The sequence below is a fragment of the Anaerovibrio sp. JC8 genome (genome assembly GCF_002100115.1).
Taxonomy (GTDB): Bacteria; Bacillota; Negativicutes; order Selenomonadales; family Selenomonadaceae; genus Anaerovibrio.
This window is the reverse complement of record NZ_ANBM01000003.1, coordinates 95,260-116,599: the sequence shown is the minus strand read 5'-3', so window position 1 is coordinate 116,599 and position 21,340 is coordinate 95,260. Positions and strand designations below refer to the sequence as shown.

Below are 21,340 nucleotides of genomic sequence, written 5' to 3'. Positions count from 1 at the left end.
CTAAGATGATTGAAAATATACCGGAAAATATGCAGTACAGCTTTTTGGTAAAGCTGAGAAACGAGCATCCGGCCTGGCGTCTGCTGGCCTCGGAGCAATGCAGCTTCGTGGCGGCCTTTCTTTATCATGAGTTTATGGCAAAGAATCAGCGGGCAGTGCCGGAGGACAGGCTGCTGGAGGATTTAAGCAATTTCATATATGATCTCCATGATAATGCCCAGGCGGTGGATATTATCCGGCCTGCCAAGGACTATCTGGCTTCCTGGACCGATGGACAGCATTCCTGGCTTAGAAAATTTTTTGTGAATAAAAATGAAGCCTGCTATGACTTGACGGCTGCTGCCCAGCGGGGGATTGAATGGCTGGTGGGTCTGAAAAAGCAGAGCTTCATTGGCACTGAATCCAGAGTGCGGCTGGTATTTAATCTTATGCGGGAGATTGATCAGGCCAGCAATGTGACACCACAGGAACGCATTGCCCAGCTTAAGGCTGAACAGGAGGCTATCCAGCAGGAAATAAACCGTCTGGAGCAGGGAGGTTCCCCGAAAACATTAAATGAGGTTCAGATAAAGGACCGCTATATTCATGCTGCTGAAACCGCCAGAAGTATTCTGGCGGATTTTCGCGAGGTGGAGGAAAACTTCCGTGATCTGGAACGCAGCCTCATGGAGCAGATTGTTACATGGAAAAAAGGCAAGGGAGAGCTGCTGGAAAAGTTCTTTCAGGACCGGGATTACATCCAGCATTCGGAACAGGGGCGGAGCTTTGGCGCCTTTTGGGATTATCTCATGAATCAGTCCTCCCGTGAGGAAATGGATGCCATTTTGGGGCGGATTCTTTCCATTGAGGGCATTGATGAGGTGGAGAAGCAGTATGATATGCGTCATATCCGCCGTCAGTGGTCTGAGGCGGCCCGACAGGTAATGGACACGGTCAGCAATTTGTCCCGCCAGATTCGTCAGTATGTGGATGAAGGCTATCTGGAGCAGGAGCGGTACATTTATGAGCTGATTCAGCAGGTGGAGGACAAGGCCATTACCATAAAGGACAAGCTGCCGCGGGAGGCAGAGTTCACCTCCATGGACCAGGCGGCTCCTGAGTTTGATTTCATTATGGACCGTCCTCTCTTTGTACCACCGAAAAAGCCGGTTATTGCCGGAAGTGCTCTGGAAAAGGGCAATCATCAGGGCTCTGTGGAGGCGCTCTTCAGACAGGTCTATGTGGACCGCAAGGTGCTGGAGGAGAATATTGCAGAAGTCCTGAAGGACAAGGAAAAGGCAACATTGACGGAGGTTTTGGCGAAGCATCCTCTCACCAAGGGGCTGACGGAGCTGTTAAGCTATCTGGTAATTGCCAGTGGTGACAGTCGCAGCTTTGTGGAGGGCCAGCGCCAGCAGCTGGATATGGCCAACGTCAATTCAGTGGATATACAGGTTGATATGGATAAGGTTATTTTTTACAGGAAGGGTGAGGGAGAACAATGATGGAAGAAAAAGATATGGATTATTCCCGGGCCCTGATAACTGTGCTAAAGGGCGTAGTGGATAAGCGCCAGCAAACGGCAATATGGAATATTATCAAGGAAAACCAGGCCCGTATTGAGGAATATGTGGCTCAGATGGGGCTGATTTTATATGTGGATGATAATGCCGGCTATGCCTACATAAGGCAGAATGAGGATGAAAGTCTGCCACGATTGGTGCCACGGCATCAGCTGAGCTATGGCCTGAGCATGATGCTTATTCAGCTTAGAAAGGCCCTGGGGGACTTTGATGCTTCCAATGGGGATAATATTCTCATAATGTCTGTGGAAGATATAAAGCTGCGCCTAAAGGCCTTTTATCCGGCAGTTACCAATGAAACCAAGTTTGACAATGAGGTGAACCGCCATATAAAAAAGGCCGTGGAAATGGGCTTCCTGACTGAAGTATATGGTCAGGCGGACTCCTATGAGGTAAGGGAGCTTATCAGAAGCTTCGTCACTGCCGACTGGCTCCAGAAGTTCAATGAGCGGCTGCAGGACTATATTGATTTCGGCAGCAGAAATACGGAGGATCCGGCCGAGGAAAATGTGCTGGAATTATGATGCCAACAAGCAGTTTAGAATCATTATTGAAAAATGAGCTGGTGAAAATCAGGGCCTGTTTCTATGATTTCATGAAGGATTTTTTCAGTGAGTCTTTTGGCAAAATACTGGAGGAGCGCAAGGAGTGGCTTCCACCGGTCTATGTGGCTGATGAAGTGATTGCTATTCCTAAAGCAACCGGGCCCTTCGATAAGCAGCTGGGGAAATCCATCAAAAAAGGCTACAGCATATTCATCTATTATGAAGCAGTGAAGGAATATTGTCGGAATTTCCACCTTGAGAATGCCTATGAAGCTGTTTTAAGCATGGTGCTTGCCCATGAGTATTTCCATTCCATGCACCGTATGTGGGACGAGAAGGCCTTTTTGCAGGATGCCAGCCCTAGAATGGGCATATCCATGAAAAGAAAGCATCAGCTGACGGAGTCCTTGGCGGATTATTTTGCATATTTCTGGCTGAAAAGCCATACAGACAGTGATTATGCCCAGGTGGCCCGGCACAGAAAAAGCCTGTGGCTGGAATACGCTTCAAATAACTGGCCTTACAGCGCTGCTCTGGTATATGTAGATAGTCCAGTGAAGTTTTTTGATATATTGGAGCTGTTGAAAGCGAACCCTGCCATGGCATATAGAAAATTGAGCTGTTGATTGCAGAGAATAAAGATTTAGCGAGTAGTTGGTAAAAGGGATAATTATGGATTTATTTGACTTTGAACATGACCCCAAGGATGTGAAGATGGGCTTTCGGCTCATAAGGCTGGAGGTCTATAACTGGGGTACCTTTGATGGAAAAATATGGGCTATGGACCTGGATGGGGAAACTTCGCTGCTCACAGGAGATGTGGGCTCAGGAAAGTCAACTCTGGTGGATGCCCTCATAACTCTGCTGGTTCCACCCAAAAAGGTGACCTATAACAAGGCGGCAGATGCCAGTGCCAGAGAACGAAGCCTTAATTCTTATATAAGGGGCTATTATGCCCAAAAGCGGTCCGAGGATGGTGTAGGCCAGCCGGAGGCCCTTCGTGACAGAAACCAGTACAGTGTTGTACTGGCTGTTTTTGGTGACGAAAATTTGGGGGCAAGAGTGACTCTGGCCCAGGTTTTCTGGTACAAGGATGAAACCGGCAGTCCGGAGCGCTTCTTTGTGCTGGGGGAAAAGACCCTGACCATTGAGAACCACTTCAGCAATTTTGGCAGCGATATCAGGAGTCTGCGGAAGCGTCTCAGCAATGATATGTATATCCATATTTATGATGATTATCCAAAATATGCCGAGGATTTCCGCCGCCGGTTTGGTATTGGCTCACTGCAGGCAATGGATCTGTTCCAGCAGACCATTTCCATGAAGAAGGTGGATTCCCTTACCAGCTTTGTCCGCCAGAATATGCTGGAGCAGTCCGGCACCGAAGACGATGTGCAGCGTTTGCTGGAGCATTTCCACGATTTGGATACGGCCCACAGCGCAGTTGTAAGGGCAAGAAAGCAGGAGGAACAGCTTTTGCCGCTGACTGCCTTGGGTGAGAGCTATTTTGATATTCATGGGCGTCAGGTGACCCTGGAGCAGATGGAAGGCGCATTGGGTCCGTGGTTTGCCCAGGAGGACAAGAAGCTGCGGGAACAGGCCCTGGAAAATCTTGAGAATAATCTGAAACAGGTGAAGCAGGACCATGAGAGCATCATGGCCAGGAAGCAGACCAACGAGGAGGCCCTGGAGGATGTTCAGCGTCAGCTGTACCAAAACGGCGGTGACAAGGTTTCCGTCATTGAGGAAAAGCTTGGTAATGCCACCAAAGCGTTGGAGGCCTGCTTAAAGCAGCGGGAGCAGTATGAGGAAAATGCCCGGATCCTGTCCGTGGAAGCACCGGATACGCTGCAGGCGTTTGAGACTAATCTGGCCCAGCTGGCTGATTTGGCAGAGGCCGAAAAACAGCGGGAGCTGGATATTGCCAATGAGCAGAGTGACAACGACAGCGAGCTGAAGGCACTGAATAATTCCATCACCATGCTGGAAAAGGAGCTGACCTCCCTGCGTTCCCGTAAATCCAGTATTTCAGCGGATTATATCAAGCTGCGTCAGGAGATCTGCCAGGATCTGGATCTGGCGGAAAGTGAGCTGCCCTTTGCGGGAGAGCTGATGCAGGTGGCTGAAGGGGAAGAGCAGTGGGAAGGCGCCTTGGAGCGTCTGCTTCACGGCTTTGGCATGTCTCTTTTGGTGCCAAAATTCCATTACGGGGAAATTGTCCAGTGGATGGACAAGCATCAGGTGAAGCAGCGGGTGGTTTACTACAGCTGCGAGGAATATGTGGAGCCGGTGGATTTTGGTGATTTGGACGAGGAAGCGGCCTGCACCAAGCTGGATATCCGACAGGATTCTCCATTTAAAAACTGGCTTATGCGGGAGCTTTATCAGCGGTACAGCCACATTTGCTGTGAAAGCTTCAAGGATTTCCAGAAGGAAAAATTTGCCATTACCTTAAAGGGGCAGATAAAGACCCAGGGGCGGCGTCATGAAAAGGATGACCGCTTTGATTTAACGGATCGTCGTCGTTATGTTCTTGGCTTTTCCAATTTAAAGAAAATCCAGGCCCTGGAGTCGGAGCTGGAGGATTTGCAGGATGCGGTCAAGGAGGCCCAAAAGGCGGAAAACCGCCTGAAGCGTCAGAATTCCGAATGCAGAAAGAAACAGCTGGCAATAAATAATCTCCAGCAGTTCAAGGATTTTGCCCTGCTGGACAGGCTCACCCTGGAACAGGATGTGGCGGACAAAAAGCAGCTGTTGGCTGAGCTTCAGGAAGAAAATGCGGTTTATATGAAGCTGGAAAAACAGCTGGCAGAGCTTAAAACGGAGCGGAAGGATATTGACTTGCAGCTCCAGCGTATTGTGGTGTCCTTAAATAACATCAATTACGCCATTAAAACCAACAAACAGGCTCTGGAAGCTGATGAAGCCCGTCTGGATGGCTTCAGCGAGGAGGATAGCCAGATAGTATTTACCCGTCTGTCAGAGCGGGCTGCCCAGATATTTGGGGACAGGCGTCTGTCCTTGGACAATCAGGCGAAGCTGAAGGAGCTCCTTATGGAAAATCTGCGGACCGAGCGGGAAATGGCGGCAAGGACCAAGGAGGAAAAGGGCCAGCAGCTGGTGGTGCTGATGCAGCGGTTTAAGGCCTCATTCCCGGAGTTTGGGGATGATTTGGCTGCAGCCACCGATGGCCTTAATGACTATCGTCAGCTTTTATCACGGCTTCAGACTGATGCCCTGCCACGGTTTGAGGATAAATTCCGTCAGCTATTGCGGGAGAATACCATAAACAGAATTGCCCTCTTTAGGGAAAAGCTGAACAATGTCTGCGATGTCATCAAGGAACGCATTGAGATGATAAATAAATCCCTTGCGGAAATTGATTACAGCGAGGGCCGTTATATTCAGATAGAATGTGATAACGTGGCGGACAATGATATAAAGGATTTCCGCAACCAGCTTCGGGCCTGCGTCAGCGGGTACAATGAGGGGGAGGAATCCTATTCCGAGGAAAAATTCCGTCAGGTGGAAAAAATCATCGAGCGGTTCCGTGGCCGGCCGGAGTGTGCTGAGGCGGATAAGCGCTGGACCAACCGGGTTACTGATGTGCGGAACTGGTTCAGCTTTGCTGCGTCGGAGCGCTGGCGGGAAACTGGGGAGGAATACGAGCACTACACTGATTCCGGCGGTAAGTCCGGTGGCCAGAAGGAAAAGCTGGCCTATACCATTTTGGCGGCCAGTCTGGTATACAATTTCGGTCTGGAAAGCAAGCACAAGAAAATCAACAGCTTCCGTTTTGTGGTAATCGATGAGGCCTTCTTAAAGAGCTCCGACGAGTCAGCCCGCTTTGGGCTGGAATTGTTCCAGAAAATGGATTTGCAGCTGCTGGTGGTAACTCCGTTGCTGAAAATCGGTACAATTGAGCCTTATGTGTCTCATGTAGGATTTGTGTACCAGGATGATCAGCAGCATAAATCATTCTTAAGAAATCTGTCTATTAAGCAGCTTCAGGCGGAGCGGGAGGCCTTCACCAAGATTTTCTAATTTGCGTTTGAGGCACCTAAAATGTATAATAGGTCTGTTGAGTAATTTGATTTAGGTGATTTAATTAATGCAGATTTTCAATAAATTTAGTGAAATAAAGAGCTTCCTTAAGGGCCAAAAGACGGCTATTGCCCTGGGTACCTTTGATGGCGTTCATATTGGTCATCAGAGCATTATCCGGCAGGCCATGGGCCTGGCCAAGAAGCACGGCCTGTTAAGCGTGGTGTTTACCTTCAGTAATCATCCGCTGTCTGTGGTGGCCCCTGAACGGGTACCATTTCAGATAGGTGACAACATTTCCAAGGCCGCCTTTTTGGAGGAAATGGGCGTGGATTTGCTGCTGAATGTGGCTTTTTCCGAGAAACTTTCCAAGGAAAGTCCTGAGGATTTTCTGACCAAGCTGAAGGACAGCTGCAATGCCAAATTCGTGGTTACCGGGCCTAACTTTACCTTTGGCTACAAGGGGAAGGGCAATACCCGTATGCTGAGCCGTGTGGCCAGCTCCTATGGCTTCAAGGCGGAGATAGGGGAAGCAGTGCAGCTGGATGGCCGCATGGTAAGCTCCACCCGTATTCGGGGACTTATTGAAGAGGGTAATTTGGAGCTGACCAATGAGTATCTTGGCAGACCATTTAGCTTTGGTGGCCGGGTTATTCACGGTGACCAGCGGGGGAGAACCATCGGTTTTCCAACAGCCAATTTGGCCATTCCGGACAAGCGGGCCATGCTACCCAACGGCGCCTACGGTGTTTATGTCCTGATTAAGGGTGTAAAACACAAGGGCATCGCCAATATTGGCAATAATCCAACCTTTGAGGGCTGTAACCGCCGGTTGGAGGTTCATGTACTGGATTTCAAGGGGGATTTGTACAACAAGCCTCTGACAGTTCAGTTCGTGAAAAAGCTGCGGGATGAAAAGAAATTCAGCGGCATAGAGGCCTTGGTAAAGCAGCTTCATGCAGATGAAGACAAGGCCAGACAGATTCTTTAAAAAGGTAGTGCTTTTCATATAATGGATAGACGTAGTTTTATAAAAAAGTCAGCTGCCCTGGCAGTGGGACTCAGCCTTATGTCCCTTCCGGAGCTGGCTTCCAAGGCTTATGCGGCCATCAAGTGGGGAAAGACCAGATTCCGCATTAAGGAAAATGACTTTTGGTATGCTGAACAGCCAACCGTAAGGTGGGCTACCAACAGAATAATAGTACATCACACCGGCACTGGTACGGACCGTGATATGTCAGCGGCAGAAATCAATCGTCTGCATCGGGACAGCTTCGGCTGGGCCGGTATCGGTTATCATTACGTTATCAGAAAAGATGGTACCATTGAGCGGGGACGGCCATGGAATACGGCCGGTGCCCACGCCAGCGGCAATAACAGCGACTCCGTGGGTATATGTGTAGCCGGAAACTTCAATATAGGCTCTCCTACCAATGCCCAGATAAAATCCCTTACCAATCTGTTGACAGCCCTTTGTGGCATGTACAATCTGATACCGGATGAAATGGGAGTAATTGGTCATCGGGATGTAAATTCCACATCCTGCCCCGGGGATATGCTTTATGCCATGCTGCCGCAGGTCCGCAAGCGTGTCATGAAGAATATGGGCCTTGCTTTGCCGGAGGATGAGTAATTTATAAATTTCCTTTACAAAGCATCGGCTCTATAGTATAATCTCAAAGGTGTCCGATAACGGACATTAATCATAATCCCTTGCTAAGACATGGACGACTCCGACCTTGCCTCAGCTTGTGGAAGTATTTAAAAAATAGGAGGATTTTTCAATGTTAACTAACGAAGCAAAGCAGGAAATCATGCAGAAGTATGCAGTTCATGAGGGTGACACTGGTTCCCCAGAGGTTCAGATCGCAGTTCTCACTGCACGTATCGCTTACCTCACTGAGCACCTTAAGGAGCACAAGAAGGACCATCATTCCCGTCGCGGTCTGCTGAAGATGGTTGGTCATCGTCGTCGTCTGCTTGCATACCTGAACAAGAAGGATATCGAGCGTTATCGTGCAATCGTATCCAAGCTTGGTCTCCGCAAGTAATTAAATATTATTTCGGACTCAAGGGACTCCATTTTGGGGTCCCTTTTTGCTTACACAAATATAAAAATTAAGTAGCTATTTTCATTTACTATGTGTTATACTATCAAGGTTAAAAGGTATAAAGACGATTATAGGAGGAAAAACTTAATGCAGAGTTTTGAGATGCAGTTAGGCGGCCGCACATTTACTGTTGAGACCGGCAAAATGGCCAAGCAGGCAAATGGTGCAGTTCTGGTTCGCTATGGTGAGACTGTTGTTTTGGTTACAGCTACGGCTTCTGATGAGCCAAGAGAGGGTGTTGATTTCTTCCCTCTGACTGTAGATTATGAAGAGAAGATGTACGCCGTTGGTAAGATTCCAGGCGGTTTTATAAAGAGAGAGGGCCGTCCAGGCGAGTCTGCTATTCTGTGCAGCCGTCTTATCGACCGTCCTATCCGTCCTCTGTTCCCAGAGGGTTATCGTAATGATGTTCAGATTGTAGCAACTGTTATGTCCGTAGAGCATGACAACGCTCCAGAAATTGCGGCTATGATTGGTGCATCCTGCGCTCTGACTATTTCTGATATTCCTTTCCTTGGTCCAATAGCTGGTGTTCGTGTAGGTCGTGTTGATGGCCAGTTCGTTATCAACCCTACCGTTGAGCAGCGTGAGAATTCCGACCTTAACCTGACCATCGCTGGTTCCCGTGATGCAGTTATGATGGTTGAGGCTGGTGCCAACGAGCTGCCGGAGGAGGTTATTCTCGAGGCTATTCTCTTTGGTCATGAGGAAATCAAGAAGATCGTTGCTTTCCAGGATGAAATCCAGAAGGCATGCGGCAAGGAAAAGCGTGAGGTTAAGCTCTTTGCAGTTCCTGAGGAGCTGGAGAAGGCTATCCGTGAGTATTCCACTGACAAGCTGAATCAGGCTGTTCGTAATCCTGATAAGCTGGCCCGTGATGAGGATATTGCCAATGTTAAGGCAGAGGCAATGGAGCACTTCCTTGAGCTGTATCCGGATGCAGTTAAGGAAATTCCTTACATGCTCCACAAGATTGTTAAGGAAATCGTCCGCAAGATGATTACCAAGGAGAAGATTCGTCCGGACGGCCGTGAGGTTGAGGAAGTTCGTCCAGTAAGCTGTGAGGTTGGCATTTTGCCTCGTCCACATGGTTCCGGCCTCTTTACCCGTGGCCAGACTCAGGTTCTCACCGTTACTACTCTGGGTTCCCTGGGTGACGAGCAGGTTCTTGATGGCCTCGGCGTAGAGACCTCCAAGCATTACATTCATCAGTACAACTTCCCAGGCTACTCCGTAGGTGAGGCCCGTCCAGTACGTGGTCCAGGACGCCGTGAGATTGGTCATGGTGCATTGGCTGAGCGTGCTCTGGTTCCAGTAATTCCTTCCATTGAGGAATTCCCTTATACCATCCGTATGGTATCCGAGATTCTGGAGTCCAACGGTTCCAGCTCCATGGGTTCCGTTTGCGGCAGCACCCTGTCTCTCATGCACGCCGGTGTGCCTATTAAGCGCCCAGTATCCGGTGTGGCTATGGGTCTGGTAAAAGATGGTGACGATTACACCATTCTGACTGATATTCAGGGTATGGAAGATGCCCTGGGCGACATGGACTTCAAGGTAGCCGGTACCACCGAGGGTGTTACTGCTATCCAGATGGATATTAAGATTAAGGGTATCTCCCGTGAGATTCTGTCCTCCGCCTTGGCTCAGGCTAAGCGTGGCCGTGCCTTTATCCTCGGCAAGATGCTGGAGTGCATCGCTGAGCCAAATAAGGAGCTGAGCAAGTATGCTCCACGGGTAACTACCATGCAGATTAAGCCAGACAAGATTCGTGAGGTTATTGGACCTGGCGGAAAGGTAATCAAGAAGATTATCGAGGACTGCGGTGTTCAGATTGATATTGATGATGACGGTACCGTTCGCATCTCTGCTACCAGCGTTGAGGCTTCCGAGGCTGCTATTGCCTGCATCAACGAAATCGTCAAGGAAGTAGAGGTTGGCGAGGTATACAAGGGTAAGGTAACCCGTATCATGAACTTTGGTGCCTTTGTAGAGCTGCTGCCAGGTCGTGAGGGCTTGTGCCACATTTCTCAGCTTGACAAGAAGCGGGTTGAGAAGGTTGAGGATGTTGTAAACGTAGGCGACGAGCTGGAAGTAAAGGTTACTGAGATTGACCAGAAGGGTCGCGTAAACGTATCCCATAAGGTTCTCCTGTAAATAATTATATGATGCCCGTTTTGCGTTCAGTGAGACGGGCATTGTTTCATTGTTTGGGGTTTTAGTTATGAGAGAAAGAAAGAAGACAGTTTCCGAGCAGTTAAGGAGATATCTGCTGTATACCCTTGGCATTATTCTTATGGCCTGTGGTATAGCTGTTCTTATAAAGGCATCCATAGGAGTGGCTCCTATGGTTACTCTGCCTTATACTATTTGGTTAATTGCAAATCATTTTACTGTGGGTGCCTGGGTAGGTCTGTTTAATTTGGGCGGTCTGTTGGGACAGCTTATTATCCGCAGAGGCCGGGTAAAGAAGCAGGCTCTGATGATGCAGATTATCACGGCTGTGGCTCTGGGTGTATTTACTGATCTCGCCTTGGACTGGCTGGTAAACTTCCAACCTATGTCCCATTCCGGAAAGGCTGTAACCTGTCTTATAAGCAGTGTTTTGATGGCCAGCAGCCTGTATTGCTGTGTCATTTCCAGTGTGGCCCTGCTGCCTGTGGATTCACTGGTCAGACTTCTCGGGGCCATTTATCACAAGAAATTCTCCACCATGAGATGGATTTCTGATGTGGTATTGTCAGTTGTATCCGCTGTTTTGGGCTACGCATTCCTTGGCAATCTGGGGGGCGTCCGTGAAGGAACCATTATAGTGGCGGTGTTCACCGGGGTTCTCCTGAAGCTGTTTTTGAAGCATCTGCGTTGGTTTACCTATATTCTGTTGCCGGAAAACCGGGTGGATGAAATATCCTCTGTTATAGATGATGATGTGACAGAGAAGCATTTTGTGCTTACTGTGTCCCACGAATATGGCAGCGGTGGCCATTCCATTGCCAAGCGCATTGCCCATGAGCTGAATCTGCCTTATTATGACAGCGATATTATTCAGATGGCAGCAGAGGACAGTGAATTTGCCTACAAGTATCTGGAGGAGCATGGGGACAAGGTGACCAGCAATGCCCTCTACAGCCTGTATGAGTGGTATACCTCTGCCTATGACAAGGATGAGGAGCTTACTGAGGAGCAGGTCTACAAGATAGAGGCCCAGGTGATTCAGGAGATTGCTGCCAAGGATTCCTGTGTTATAGTAGGCCGCTTGGCCAACTATGTATTGCAGAACCATAAAAATTCCCTGCATATTTTTATAACTGCCGATGAAATGGAACGCACCAAGCGGGTAATGCACAAGGAAAAGGTGGACCGGCAGACTGCGGCTGAATTGATTGAAAAGCATGCCCAGAGCAGAATTGAGCATTGCCGCAGATTCTCTGATGCTGAATATGGTAATGGTATCAGCTATGATATCACCATCAAGTCCAGCAAATACGGCGTGGACAGGACAGCAGCCATCCTGCTGCAGCTGATCAGGGAATTTAGGCTTATACAGTTTTAAGTGATTTCTGAGGTGATTTTATGAGACTTTCAAGCAAGGGGCGTTATGGTGTAATAGCCATGCACGAATTGGCCATGGCTTATGGCAAGGGTGTCACCATTACTGTTAAGAATATTGCCGAAAATCAGGGAATCTCCGACAATTATCTGGAGCAGCTGATGGGAGCCTTGAAAAAAGCCGGCTTTGTGAAAAGCGTCCGCGGCGCCCAGGGCGGTTATATGCTGGCCAAGGCACCGGAGGAAATCACCATCGGTGAGGTCATAGTGACCATGGAGGGGCCTGTGGTATTTGCTGACTGCATGCTGGCTCCCTGCGAAAGAGCAGAGGGCTGTGGCAGAAGAAATGTGTGGTCCCATATCAGTGCAAAGGTTAATGATGTGCTTAATTCCATCACTCTTGCCGATTTGGTGAGAGAGAGCCGCCCAATGTAGTTATATCGACCCGCATGAGCATGCGGGTCTTTTTATTTTATTCTTGACTTTTTTGAAAAAAAGAAATTGTTCCTATTGAGTATAAAAACTTAACCATGTATAATATAGTAGAGTTTGTATGTAGGAGGTTAGAACATGCTGGGAGATACCCTTAGAAGAGAACGTGAAAAGCAAGGGCTAACGATAAAAGATATTGAGAATGAGACCAGTATCAGGTCTTTATATATTGAAGCAATTGAGAAGGGCGATTATGAGCATCTGCCTGGTGATGTATATACAAAGGGCTTTATCCGCAATTATGCCAAGGCCCTGAATTTGGACAGTACCTCTTTGTTGGAGCAGTACAATTCCGAGAGAAATATTGAGGTGCCTGTGCAGCCTGTTGATATGCAGACCAGAGAGTCTTATTATGACGATGTACCACAGCGTACTGTTACTGTAAAGTCTTCTTCCTATTCCTCACGTGGACATGAAGGCGGCAATCTGTTTTCCTCCGGTGATGACTACCGTGAGCGTACTGAGGAAAAGGGCGGTTCCCGCAAATTCCTGATCCTTCTGGCAATTATGGTGGTTTTCCTTGGTGGCGTATACTATGCCTTCAGTGATGATCCGGCTCAGAGCAAGGAGAAGGCAAAGCCTACTGTAAAGACTGAAAAGGTAGTAAATCAGGCTAAGCAGGAGGAACCGGCTCCAGTAGAGAAGAAGTTTGACGATGTGCAGGTAGTGGCCAAGTTCACAGGTCCATGCTGGGTTTCTGTCAAGGCTGACGGCAAGGAAGTATTTGAAGGCACTGTGGATAGTGGCAAGGATATGTCCTGGAAGGGAAATGAGAAGGTTGAGCTTACTGCCGGTAATGCCGGTGCTATAGAGCTTACCTGGAATGGCAAGAACCTTGGCATACTGGGTGACAAGGGCCAGGTAGTAGAGCGGGTTATGACCAAGGACAGTGACGGTGCTAAGGCTGCAGCTGACAAGGCTGCCAAGGATGCAAAGGCTGCCGACAAGTCCGCCGATAAGTCCACTAAAAAAGACAAATAATCCGTATTCATGATGGTGTGATTAAATGAGCTTTTTACCAATATCAAAAGGTGATATGGAGCTTCGTGGCTGGCAGCAGCTCGATTTTATATTTGTATCGGGTGATGCTTATGTGGATGACCCCAGCTTCGGGCCGGCTATTTTGTGTCGCCTTTTGGAAAAGCATGGCTATAAGGTGGGGATTATTCCTCAGCCTGACTGGCGCAATACTAAAGACTTTGCCCGCCTGGGGAAACCTAGGCTGGGCTTTCTTGTTTCAAGTGGAAACCTTGATTCTCAGCTGAACAGATATACTGCTGCCAAGAAGGTGCGCCATCAGGATGCCTATTCACCCGGCGGCAGGGCCGGACATCGTCCGGAGCGGGCTGTGGTGGTATATACACAAATGCTGAGACAGTGCTGGGGAAATAAAGTGCCAATTATCATTGGCGGCATTGAGGCCAGCCTCAGGCGTTTTGCCCATTATGATTACTGGGGTGACAAAATCCGCCAGTCCATTTTGGCTGAGAGCGGTGCCGACATTCTGATATATGGTATGGGTGAAAAGCAGATTATTGATATAGCTGCCCAGCTCCATCAGGGTGTGGAAATACAGAATATTCAGGATGTACAGGGAACATGCTTCAGAGTTCCGAATTTTGACTATATATGGGATTATTTGGCCATTCCTTCCTATGATGAGGTGAAAAACAGCAGGGAAAAGTTTGCTGAGGCCTTTAAGACAGAGTATTTGGAGCAGGATGCCTTTAGGGGGAAAAAGCTGGCCCAGCAAAATGGAGACTGGTGCATTGTGCAGAATCCACCGGCCATGCCTCTTTCCGTGGAGGAAATGGACGAGATTTACGATCTGCCTTATGAGCGGCGCTGGCATCCTATTTATGACAAGGATGGCGGTGTGCCGGCCTACGCAGAGGTGAAGTTCAGCATTACAGCCCATCGTGGCTGTTTTGGGGGCTGTAACTTCTGTGCCATTATTTCCCATCAGGGCCGTATTATTCAGCGGCGCAGTGATGAATCCATCCTTCGGGAGGCCAAGATCCTTAGCAAGCTGCCGGATTTCAAGGGCTATATCCATGATTTGGGTGGTCCTACCGCCAATTTCCACCGCACCTCCTGTGATATGCAGCTGGAGCGGGGAACCTGTCATGGCAAGCAGTGTCTGTCTCCTGATGTGTGCCGCAATCTGATTGTGGATCACAGCGGCTATCTGGAGCTTCTGCGGAAGGTTCGGGCCCTGCCTGGCATAAAGAAGGTGTTTGTCCGTTCCGGCATCCGCTTTGATTATCTGATGCTGGCCAAGGACGAGTTTCTGCAGGAGCTGTGTGAGCATCATGTCAGCGGACAGCTTAAAATTGCCCCGGAGCACATAGCGGATAGGGTAACCCGCATAATGGGAAAATCCAGCCGCAGTGTCTACGTTCGTTTTGTGGAGCGGTTTAACCGCATGAACAAAAAGCTGGGGAAGAAGCAGTTTTTGGTGCCGTATTTTATGTCCAGCCATCCCGGCTGTACCCTTGAGGATGCCATTGAGCTGGCTGTATTTATCAAGGAAATGGGGTATCATCCGGAACAGGTTCAGGACTTTATCCCGACACCGGGAACTCTGTCCACCTGTATGTGGTACAGTGGCATAAATCCTCTTACGGGGGAAAAGGTCTATACCGCCAAAAAGCCGGAGGACAAGGCCATGCAGCGTGCTTTGATGCAGTACTGGCTGCCACGGAACTATGAACTGGTCAAGAAGGCCCTGGAAAAGGCCAACCGCCGTGATCTCATTGGTTTTGGACCAAAGTGTCTGATACGGCCGGAAAACAAGAATAATAAAACGGGCAAACGCCCAAACAATAAACGTAAAACTGTAAAGAAGGTGTAGTAATGCTTTGCCCATATTGCAATAAAGAGGATAGCCGGGTAATCGATTCCCGGGCGGTGGATGATGGCCGCGCCATTAGAAGACGCAGGGGATGCCCCCATTGTGGCAAGCGATTTACTACCTTTGAGACAGTGGAGCAGCTGCCTTTGATGGTAGTAAAGCATGATGGCAGCCGCCAGGTCTTTGACCGCAACAAGCTGTTGAATGGTCTTATCCGTTCCTGTGACAAGCGGGATAAATCCCTTGAAAGTGTAATGATTCTGGCTCATGACATTGAGCAGGACATTCACCGGGAATTTGAGCAGGAGGTGCCATCCAAGGCAATTGGTGAAATGACACTGAAGCATCTGAAGAATTTTGATCAGGTTGCCTACATCAGATTTGCTTCTGTTTACAGAAAGTTTTCTGATATCAACAGCTTCCGCCATGAGCTGGATGTGCTTTTGGCTGAGGATGACAAAGCGTAATGCGGATTGGATAAATTGGAGGAAAATACTTGTCCTGGCGATTGAAGGAACAGCTGAAGAATATGCTGGCAGAGGAATCTGGATATTACATTTATCACGCTGGTGGAAGAACCAGGGTGGCTTTGTTGTATCCAAATTCTTATTTTGTGGGCATGTCCAATTTGGGACTTCATATTATTTACAGGCTGTTGAATCAACGGGAGGATACCGCCTGTGAGCGTGGTTTCCTGCCGGAAAAGCGTCAGCAGGAGGAGTATGTAAAGCACAAGGTTCAGCTCATGACCATGGAAACCCAGAGTGCTGTTTCCTCTTTTGATATAGTGGCCTTCATGATGTCCTTTGAAATGGACTATTTCAATATTTTACGGATGATGGAGCTCAGCAAGATAAAGCCTTTGGCCGCAGAGCGTACGGAAATGGACCCTCTGGTAATTGCCGGCGGACCATGTGCCACCTTTAATCCTGAGCCCATGAGCCCCTTCATAGATGTATTTGTCATTGGTGAGGGAGAGGCTGTGATGCCTTCCTTTATGGCTGCATACAACAAGGCCAAAGGTGAGGGACGCTCCAAGGCTGAAATTATGGCCATTTTGGCAAAGCTTCCCGGGGTGTATGTGCCATCCTGCTATGAGGTTGCTTACGGTGAGGACAGATTTGACACTACAGTAAAGCCTTTGGGGGATGCGCCGGAGAAAATCTGTCGTCAGTGGCAGGAGAATCTGGATGAATATCCAGGTGAGACGGCGATTTACACTGAAAACACGGAGTTTAATCTCCATTTGGTGGAAATTGCCAGAGGCTGTGGCCGCCATTGCCGCTTTTGCATGGCGGGCTATTGCTTTAGAAGACCAAGGAACCGTTCCTTGGAGGCTATAGAAAAAATGCTGGTGGCTGCCCGGGAAAAGGGACGCCGTGTGGGCCTCATGGGGGCCGCAATTTCGGATTATCCGGAGATTGACCAGCTGTGCAGGGAAATACTGGGGGATGGCCTTAGTATGTCCGTAGCTTCCTTTAGGGCTGATTCCGTTACCCAGGAGCTGGTGGATTCACTGGCGGCCAGCGGACTGAAGACCCTTACCATGGCTCCGGAGGCGGGCAGCACCCGCATGCGGGCGGTTATCAATAAGGGCATTGAGGAAGATCATCTGTTGAATGCCATGTCCATGGGCATCAAGGCGGGCATCAGAAACTTCCGTCTGTACATTATGATTGGTCTGCCGGGAGAGGAAGCGGAGGATATTCATGGTATTATTGATATGGCCCTGAGATTAAAGGATTTTATGGAGGAAAAAGGGGCCACGGGCCGCCTGACTCTGAGCATTAATCCATTTATTCCCAAGCCCTTTACTCCATTCCAATGGTCTCCTATGGCTTCACTGAAGTATATTCAGGGGGCCCTAAAGGACATAACCAATGCTTTAAAGAAGCGTCATAACATAGAGGTTATTGCTGAATCTCCCCGTGATGCCTATGTGCAGGCTGTTCTGGCCCGTGGTAACCGGGAGACGGGACAGTATCTCTGGGAAGCCTATGAAAATGGCGGCAGCAAGGCTATGAAGTCTGTGCTGAAAAGCCATAAGCTGACCATGGAGGAGCTGGTAAGCCAGCCAGTTTCCCTTGAGGCTTATCTGCCATGGGATATGCTGGATATGGGCTTTACCAAGGAATATCTCAAAAAAGAATTTTTGGAATCCCAGCAGGAGCTTCCAAAGCATACCATACAGTGCTTCGATGGCTGTAAGCGCTGTGGTGTTTGTAAATAGATTTCTACTAAGAGTGATGTGATTGCAATATGAGTTTTTCCCTTGTATCCGGAAATATAAATAATCTGTGGATAGGAAAATTCTCCATTTTTCCGGAGGAGCTTTTTATTCATGGTATTTCCACCAGACATGGTGGAGTCAGCACAGGGGCCTTTGACAGCCTCAATTTGGGACTCCATGTGGAGGATGACCTTGAGGCGGTTAGACGCAATAGGGATATCTTCTTTGAAGGACTGAAGCTTCCAAAGGGGCAGGGTACCACCTGTCAGCAGGTGCACGGCAGCAAGGTTGTCAAGGTTACCAGAAGCCAGGCGGGAAGCGGTATGTATGAATACGGTGAATCCATTCAGGATACCGACGGACTTGTAACCAACGAGCCGGGAATCCCCCTGATGCTTTTCTTTGCTGACTGCACCCCTATTCTTATAGCTGACCCCGTAAAAAAGGCCATCGGCTTAGCCCATGGCGGCTGGCGTGGGACAGTGGCCTCTATAGGGGCAAAAACTGTGGAGCTGATGGTCAGTGAGTATGGCTCCAAGCCGGAGGATTTATTGGCGGCTGTGGGCCCGGCCATCGGTCCATGCTGTTACGAGGTGGGGCAGGAGGTTGCCCAACAATTTAGGGATGCTTTTCCTGAATTTTGTGATAAAATTGTCATTGACGGGCCTAATGGCAAAAGCCAGCTGAATCTTTGGAAGGCCAATGAGCTTCAGCTGACAAAGGCTGGCCTTAGACCGGAAAATATAGATGTGGCAGGCGTGTGTACAGCCTGCAACCACAGACAGTTTTTTTCCTATCGTGCTGACAAGGGCAGGACAGGGCGGATAGCAGCGGTGCTGTCCATAAAATAATTGCCTTCCCCTGTAGGGGAAGGGGGACCGCTCATGCAGCTTGGAGCGGTGTGAAGTGCTTATAAAGGGTGATTTGATGATACCAGAGAGACTACAAGCAGTTAAGGACAATATAGAGGCAGCCAAGGGCAGGAGAAGCCCCGATAAGAATCAGGATGTTCTCTTAATTGCCGTAACTAAAAATCATGATATTTACGCCATGCGTGAAGCCATTGATGCCGGGATTACAGATATTGGAGAAAACCGCATTCAGGAGGCCAAGGAAAAGTATGAGACTCTTGACAGGGATGTAACCTGGCACCTTATTGGACATCTGCAGACCAACAAGGCAAAGCAGGCGGTTAAGATATTTGATATGATACATTCCGTTGATTCCCTGCATCTGGCGGAGGCAATCAACAGTGCTGCGGCCAATATAGGCAAGGTGCAGAAGGTTTTGGTACAGGTTAATCTGGCCAAGGAGGACTCCAAGTCCGGGGTTTACGCCGAGGATATGGAGGAGCTCCTGCACAAGGTGGATGAAATGCCGAATCTTCAGCTTATGGGCCTTATGTGTATCGCTCCCAATTACGAGGATGTGGAGGATTGTCGTCCTTTATTTGCAAAAATGTATGAAATTTTTAATAAGGTGAAGGAAATGAGCTTCCAGACGGCGAATATAATATATTTGTCAATGGGTATGACTCATGACTATGAAATTGCCGTTGAGGAGGGCTCCAATGTGGTTCGTGTAGGAACCGGCATTTTCGGCCCGAGACAATACTGAAAGTAAACAGGACATTAGGTTGAGGAGGAATATCCTGTGGGAAAGATAGATTCATTTTTAGAAAAAATCGGCATTAAGGACAGTGATGTGGACGATGCGCTCTTGGATGCTGTTGAGGAGGAAGAAGTGGACAGACCGGTAACGCCAAAGGCAAAGCCGGCTGAGCCTGTCAGCTTTGGTTCCCGCCGTAGTCTGCATGATAGAAAGGTGATAAATATGGGTTCTGATTCTGTATCCATCCGTGAAGGTGGTGCGGCTGCTTCCATGGCAAATGCCATGATGAAGGTGGTTGTTATTAATCCGAAAAATATTGATGATTGCCAGCAGATTGCCAACTGCTTAAAGGAGAAGCGTCCTGTTGTTATTAACCTCGAAAATGTCGAGGAGCCAACAGCAGTCCGCATTATTGACTTTATCAGTGGTACTATTTATGCCATTGATGGTGCTGTAAATAAGATCAGCCGCAATGTATGGCTGTTTGCGCCAAAGAACGTAAATATTGCTGTAAGTCAGCAGAACCATGGCCTGAATAACATGCCATGGGAGCCAACTAATAAATAAGCAGCTTTACAAAATGCATAATAGAAAAGGAGGAGAAGATTGTCATGAAAATTGGTTTTATTGGTGGCGGAGCAATGGGAGAGGCTATCTTGTCCGGAGTGTTGTCCAACGGTTCGGTATCTCCAAAGGATGTATTTGTTTCTGAGATCAGAGAGGACAGATGCAAGGAGTTAAAGGACAAGCATGGTGTCAATGCAGTTACTGACAATGATTTTGTTAAAACTGCCGGCCTTGATATACTTATTTTGGCAGTTAAGCCTCAGGTGGTTACAGATGCAATGGAATCCTTAAAGGGCAAGGTGCCTGATGATGTTCTGGTGGGCTCCATTGTAGCCGGCCTTCCTATCAAGACACTGGAGAAATACTTCCCGGAAAATCCTATTGTACGGATTATGCCTAATACTCCATTGGCAGTAGGCGAGGGCATGTCTGCCTATGCCCGCAACGAGCGTGCTTCCGGCAAGGCAACCGTTAAGGCTATCAGAGATATTCTTTACTCCTGTGGTCAGGCTGTAGAGGTTAAGGAACGCATGATGGACGCTGTTACAGGTCTTTCCGGCAGCGGTCCTGCTTATGGCTTCCTGATGATTGATGCTTTGGCAGACGGCGGTGTAGCTGCAGGTCTTCCACGTCAGACTGCTATCCTTCTGGCTGCCCAGACACTGCTGGGTGCAGCAAAGATGGTTGTGGAGACTGGCAAGCATCCGGATGTATTGCGTGACCAGGTTACCAGCCCGGCTGGTACCACTATTGAGGGCGTTCGTGTAATGGAACAGCGGGGAGTGCGTGGTGCTCTTATTGATGCTGTTTTGGCAGCTACGGATCGCTCAAAGGAATTGGGGAAATAAGTTAGTTTATGGCAGGTTCTGAACAAAGAGAAAAGATTATTAGATATTACAAGGGAACTGAGGGCGCAGAAACCGCAATCAAGCTGGTGGATATGGCTGAACAGGTTATGCGCAGCCAGAAGTTCCGCATCAGCGGCTTTCTGGACCTTTACGGCCAGGAAATTGCTGAAACCGTAGTGGCCAACTATCCGGGTATTCGCCTTGAATTTAACGGCGGCTATCAGGGGGCTGAGCGTCAGCGGGCCATGTTTATTGATGAGACCTTCGGGGGAAATCCCGGATTTGACATTATGGTTGTAAAAGCCACATGGAATGGTGAGTATGAGCACATTGGCCACCGTGACGTGCTGGGCTCCATTATGGGCCAGGGCATTGAGCGGGACCGTATCGGTGATATTCTCATGGGTGGCGCCACTGCCCGAATTTTGGCTGACCAGACCATGGGGGCATACCTTATAGACAACCTTACCCAGATTGGCCGCACCGGGGTATCCTGTGTGGAGGATGATCTGGCCAACATTACGCCAAGGGAAGAAAGCTGTAAGGAAATACGGGCAACTGTTGCCTCCCTTAGAGTTGATTCCATTGCAGCTGCCGGATATGGTTCATCCCGCAGCCGGGCTGCCTCCGACATTGCTGCGGATAAGCTGAAGCTGAACTGGCAGCAGGTGAAGAATGCTTCCCAGTCCGTCAAGGAGGGAGATGTTCTTTCCATGCGTGGCCGTGGTCGTCTTGAGGTGGTTGAGGTTCGTGGAACCACCAAAAAAGGCCGTATTGGCGTGTTGTTAAAAAGATATATTTAAAAATAAAAAGCTGTTGGCAGAACCCTAATTGGTTTTGCTGACGGCTTTTAAATTTTTGGCCTTTGCAGGAATGTTACTGATTTATGCCGAAACCTTACTGTATATTATTTGGCTATAAGGAGGT

Annotated in this window: 19 protein-coding genes; all 19 read left to right on the top strand. The window is 48.7% G+C overall.

The window, feature by feature from the left end:
- Positions 1-5: 5 nt before the first annotated feature.
- Complete coding sequence (locus tag D081_RS03540) at positions 6-1,484, top strand: DUF3375 domain-containing protein (RefSeq protein WP_085022758.1); 1,479 nt, start codon at positions 6-8, stop codon at positions 1,482-1,484.
- Positions 1,481-2,086 (top strand): DUF4194 domain-containing protein, encoded by a 606-nt coding sequence (locus D081_RS03535; RefSeq protein ID WP_085022757.1) that lies wholly within the window; start codon positions 1,481-1,483, stop codon positions 2,084-2,086. The genes D081_RS03540 and D081_RS03535 overlap by 4 nt, the downstream gene beginning before the upstream one ends.
- On the top strand, positions 2,083-2,733 hold the full coding sequence (locus D081_RS03530) for a hypothetical protein (protein ID WP_085022756.1): 651 nt from the start codon (positions 2,083-2,085) through the stop codon (positions 2,731-2,733). Before D081_RS03535 ends, D081_RS03530 begins: the two co-directional genes overlap by 4 nt.
- Before the next feature lie 46 nt (positions 2,734-2,779).
- On the top strand, positions 2,780-6,151 hold the full coding sequence (locus D081_RS03525) for an ATP-binding protein (protein WP_085022755.1): 3,372 nt from the start codon (positions 2,780-2,782) through the stop codon (positions 6,149-6,151).
- A 67-nt stretch (positions 6,152-6,218) separates the two neighbouring features.
- A complete protein-coding gene (locus D081_RS03520; protein WP_085022754.1) occupies positions 6,219-7,142 on the top strand; it encodes a bifunctional riboflavin kinase/FAD synthetase in 924 nt (307 codons plus the stop codon).
- Between the two features lie 21 nt (positions 7,143-7,163).
- Entirely contained in the window at positions 7,164-7,784 is a 621-nt protein-coding gene (locus D081_RS03515; RefSeq protein WP_233127412.1) for a peptidoglycan recognition family protein, read from the top strand.
- A gap of 151 nt (positions 7,785-7,935) precedes the next feature.
- Positions 7,936-8,202, top strand: a complete 267-nt coding sequence (gene rpsO, locus D081_RS03510) for a 30S ribosomal protein S15 (RefSeq protein WP_085022753.1) — start codon at positions 7,936-7,938, stop codon at positions 8,200-8,202.
- Between the two features lie 147 nt (positions 8,203-8,349).
- A complete protein-coding gene (locus tag D081_RS03505) occupies positions 8,350-10,419 on the top strand; it encodes a polyribonucleotide nucleotidyltransferase (RefSeq protein WP_085022752.1) in 2,070 nt (689 codons plus the stop codon).
- Between the two features lie 67 nt (positions 10,420-10,486).
- Positions 10,487-11,815, top strand: a complete 1,329-nt coding sequence (locus D081_RS03500; protein WP_085022751.1) for a cytidylate kinase family protein — start codon at positions 10,487-10,489, stop codon at positions 11,813-11,815.
- 20 nt (positions 11,816-11,835) lie between these two features.
- Positions 11,836-12,246, top strand: a complete 411-nt coding sequence (locus tag D081_RS03495) for an Rrf2 family transcriptional regulator (RefSeq protein ID WP_085022750.1) — start codon at positions 11,836-11,838, stop codon at positions 12,244-12,246.
- A gap of 135 nt (positions 12,247-12,381) precedes the next feature.
- Positions 12,382-13,284 (top strand): RodZ domain-containing protein, encoded by a 903-nt coding sequence (locus D081_RS03490; protein ID WP_085022749.1) that lies wholly within the window; start codon positions 12,382-12,384, stop codon positions 13,282-13,284.
- A gap of 25 nt (positions 13,285-13,309) precedes the next feature.
- Positions 13,310-15,157: a YgiQ family radical SAM protein gene (locus D081_RS03485; protein ID WP_085022748.1), complete on the top strand. Its 1,848-nt coding sequence runs from the start codon at positions 13,310-13,312 to the stop codon at positions 15,155-15,157.
- A gap of 2 nt (positions 15,158-15,159) precedes the next feature.
- Positions 15,160-15,624, top strand: coding sequence for a transcriptional regulator NrdR (gene nrdR / locus D081_RS03480; protein WP_085022747.1), 465 nt, complete (start codon positions 15,160-15,162; stop codon positions 15,622-15,624).
- 29 nt (positions 15,625-15,653) lie between these two features.
- Complete coding sequence (locus tag D081_RS03475) at positions 15,654-17,387, top strand: radical SAM protein (protein WP_085022746.1); 1,734 nt, start codon at positions 15,654-15,656, stop codon at positions 17,385-17,387.
- Positions 17,388-17,416: 29 nt separating this feature from the next.
- On the top strand, positions 17,417-18,238 hold the full coding sequence (gene pgeF / locus D081_RS03470; protein ID WP_085022745.1) for a peptidoglycan editing factor PgeF: 822 nt from the start codon (positions 17,417-17,419) through the stop codon (positions 18,236-18,238).
- Positions 18,239-18,314: 76 nt separating this feature from the next.
- Positions 18,315-19,004 (top strand): YggS family pyridoxal phosphate-dependent enzyme, encoded by a 690-nt coding sequence (locus D081_RS03465; protein WP_085022894.1) that lies wholly within the window; start codon positions 18,315-18,317, stop codon positions 19,002-19,004.
- A 36-nt stretch (positions 19,005-19,040) separates the two neighbouring features.
- A complete protein-coding gene (locus D081_RS03460; protein WP_085022744.1) occupies positions 19,041-19,565 on the top strand; it encodes a cell division protein SepF in 525 nt (174 codons plus the stop codon).
- Positions 19,566-19,609: 44 nt separating this feature from the next.
- Complete coding sequence (gene proC, locus D081_RS03455) at positions 19,610-20,413, top strand: pyrroline-5-carboxylate reductase (RefSeq protein ID WP_085022743.1); 804 nt, start codon at positions 19,610-19,612, stop codon at positions 20,411-20,413.
- Between the two features lie 8 nt (positions 20,414-20,421).
- Complete coding sequence (locus tag D081_RS03450; protein WP_085022742.1) at positions 20,422-21,216, top strand: RNA-binding protein; 795 nt, start codon at positions 20,422-20,424, stop codon at positions 21,214-21,216.
- The last annotated feature ends 124 nt before the right edge of the window (positions 21,217-21,340 follow it).

Coding starts and splice junctions, on each gene's coding strand:
- D081_RS03540 (WP_085022758.1), top strand. CDS start 6: ATGATTGAAAATATACCGGAAAATATGCAGTACAGCTTTTTGGTAAAG.
- D081_RS03535 (WP_085022757.1), top strand. CDS start 1,481: ATGATGGAAGAAAAAGATATGGATTATTCCCGGGCCCTGATAACTGTG.
- D081_RS03530 (WP_085022756.1), top strand. CDS start 2,083: ATGATGCCAACAAGCAGTTTAGAATCATTATTGAAAAATGAGCTGGTG.
- D081_RS03525 (WP_085022755.1), top strand. CDS start 2,780: ATGGATTTATTTGACTTTGAACATGACCCCAAGGATGTGAAGATGGGC.
- D081_RS03520 (WP_085022754.1), top strand. CDS start 6,219: ATGCAGATTTTCAATAAATTTAGTGAAATAAAGAGCTTCCTTAAGGGC.
- D081_RS03515 (WP_233127412.1), top strand. CDS start 7,164: ATGGATAGACGTAGTTTTATAAAAAAGTCAGCTGCCCTGGCAGTGGGA.
- rpsO (WP_085022753.1), top strand. CDS start 7,936: ATGTTAACTAACGAAGCAAAGCAGGAAATCATGCAGAAGTATGCAGTT.
- D081_RS03505 (WP_085022752.1), top strand. CDS start 8,350: ATGCAGAGTTTTGAGATGCAGTTAGGCGGCCGCACATTTACTGTTGAG.
- D081_RS03500 (WP_085022751.1), top strand. CDS start 10,487: ATGAGAGAAAGAAAGAAGACAGTTTCCGAGCAGTTAAGGAGATATCTG.
- D081_RS03495 (WP_085022750.1), top strand. CDS start 11,836: ATGAGACTTTCAAGCAAGGGGCGTTATGGTGTAATAGCCATGCACGAA.
- D081_RS03490 (WP_085022749.1), top strand. CDS start 12,382: ATGCTGGGAGATACCCTTAGAAGAGAACGTGAAAAGCAAGGGCTAACG.
- D081_RS03485 (WP_085022748.1), top strand. CDS start 13,310: ATGAGCTTTTTACCAATATCAAAAGGTGATATGGAGCTTCGTGGCTGG.
- nrdR (WP_085022747.1), top strand. CDS start 15,160: ATGCTTTGCCCATATTGCAATAAAGAGGATAGCCGGGTAATCGATTCC.
- pgeF (WP_085022745.1), top strand. CDS start 17,417: ATGAGTTTTTCCCTTGTATCCGGAAATATAAATAATCTGTGGATAGGA.
- D081_RS03465 (WP_085022894.1), top strand. CDS start 18,315: ATGATACCAGAGAGACTACAAGCAGTTAAGGACAATATAGAGGCAGCC.
- proC (WP_085022743.1), top strand. CDS start 19,610: ATGAAAATTGGTTTTATTGGTGGCGGAGCAATGGGAGAGGCTATCTTG.
- D081_RS03450 (WP_085022742.1), top strand. CDS start 20,422: ATGGCAGGTTCTGAACAAAGAGAAAAGATTATTAGATATTACAAGGGA.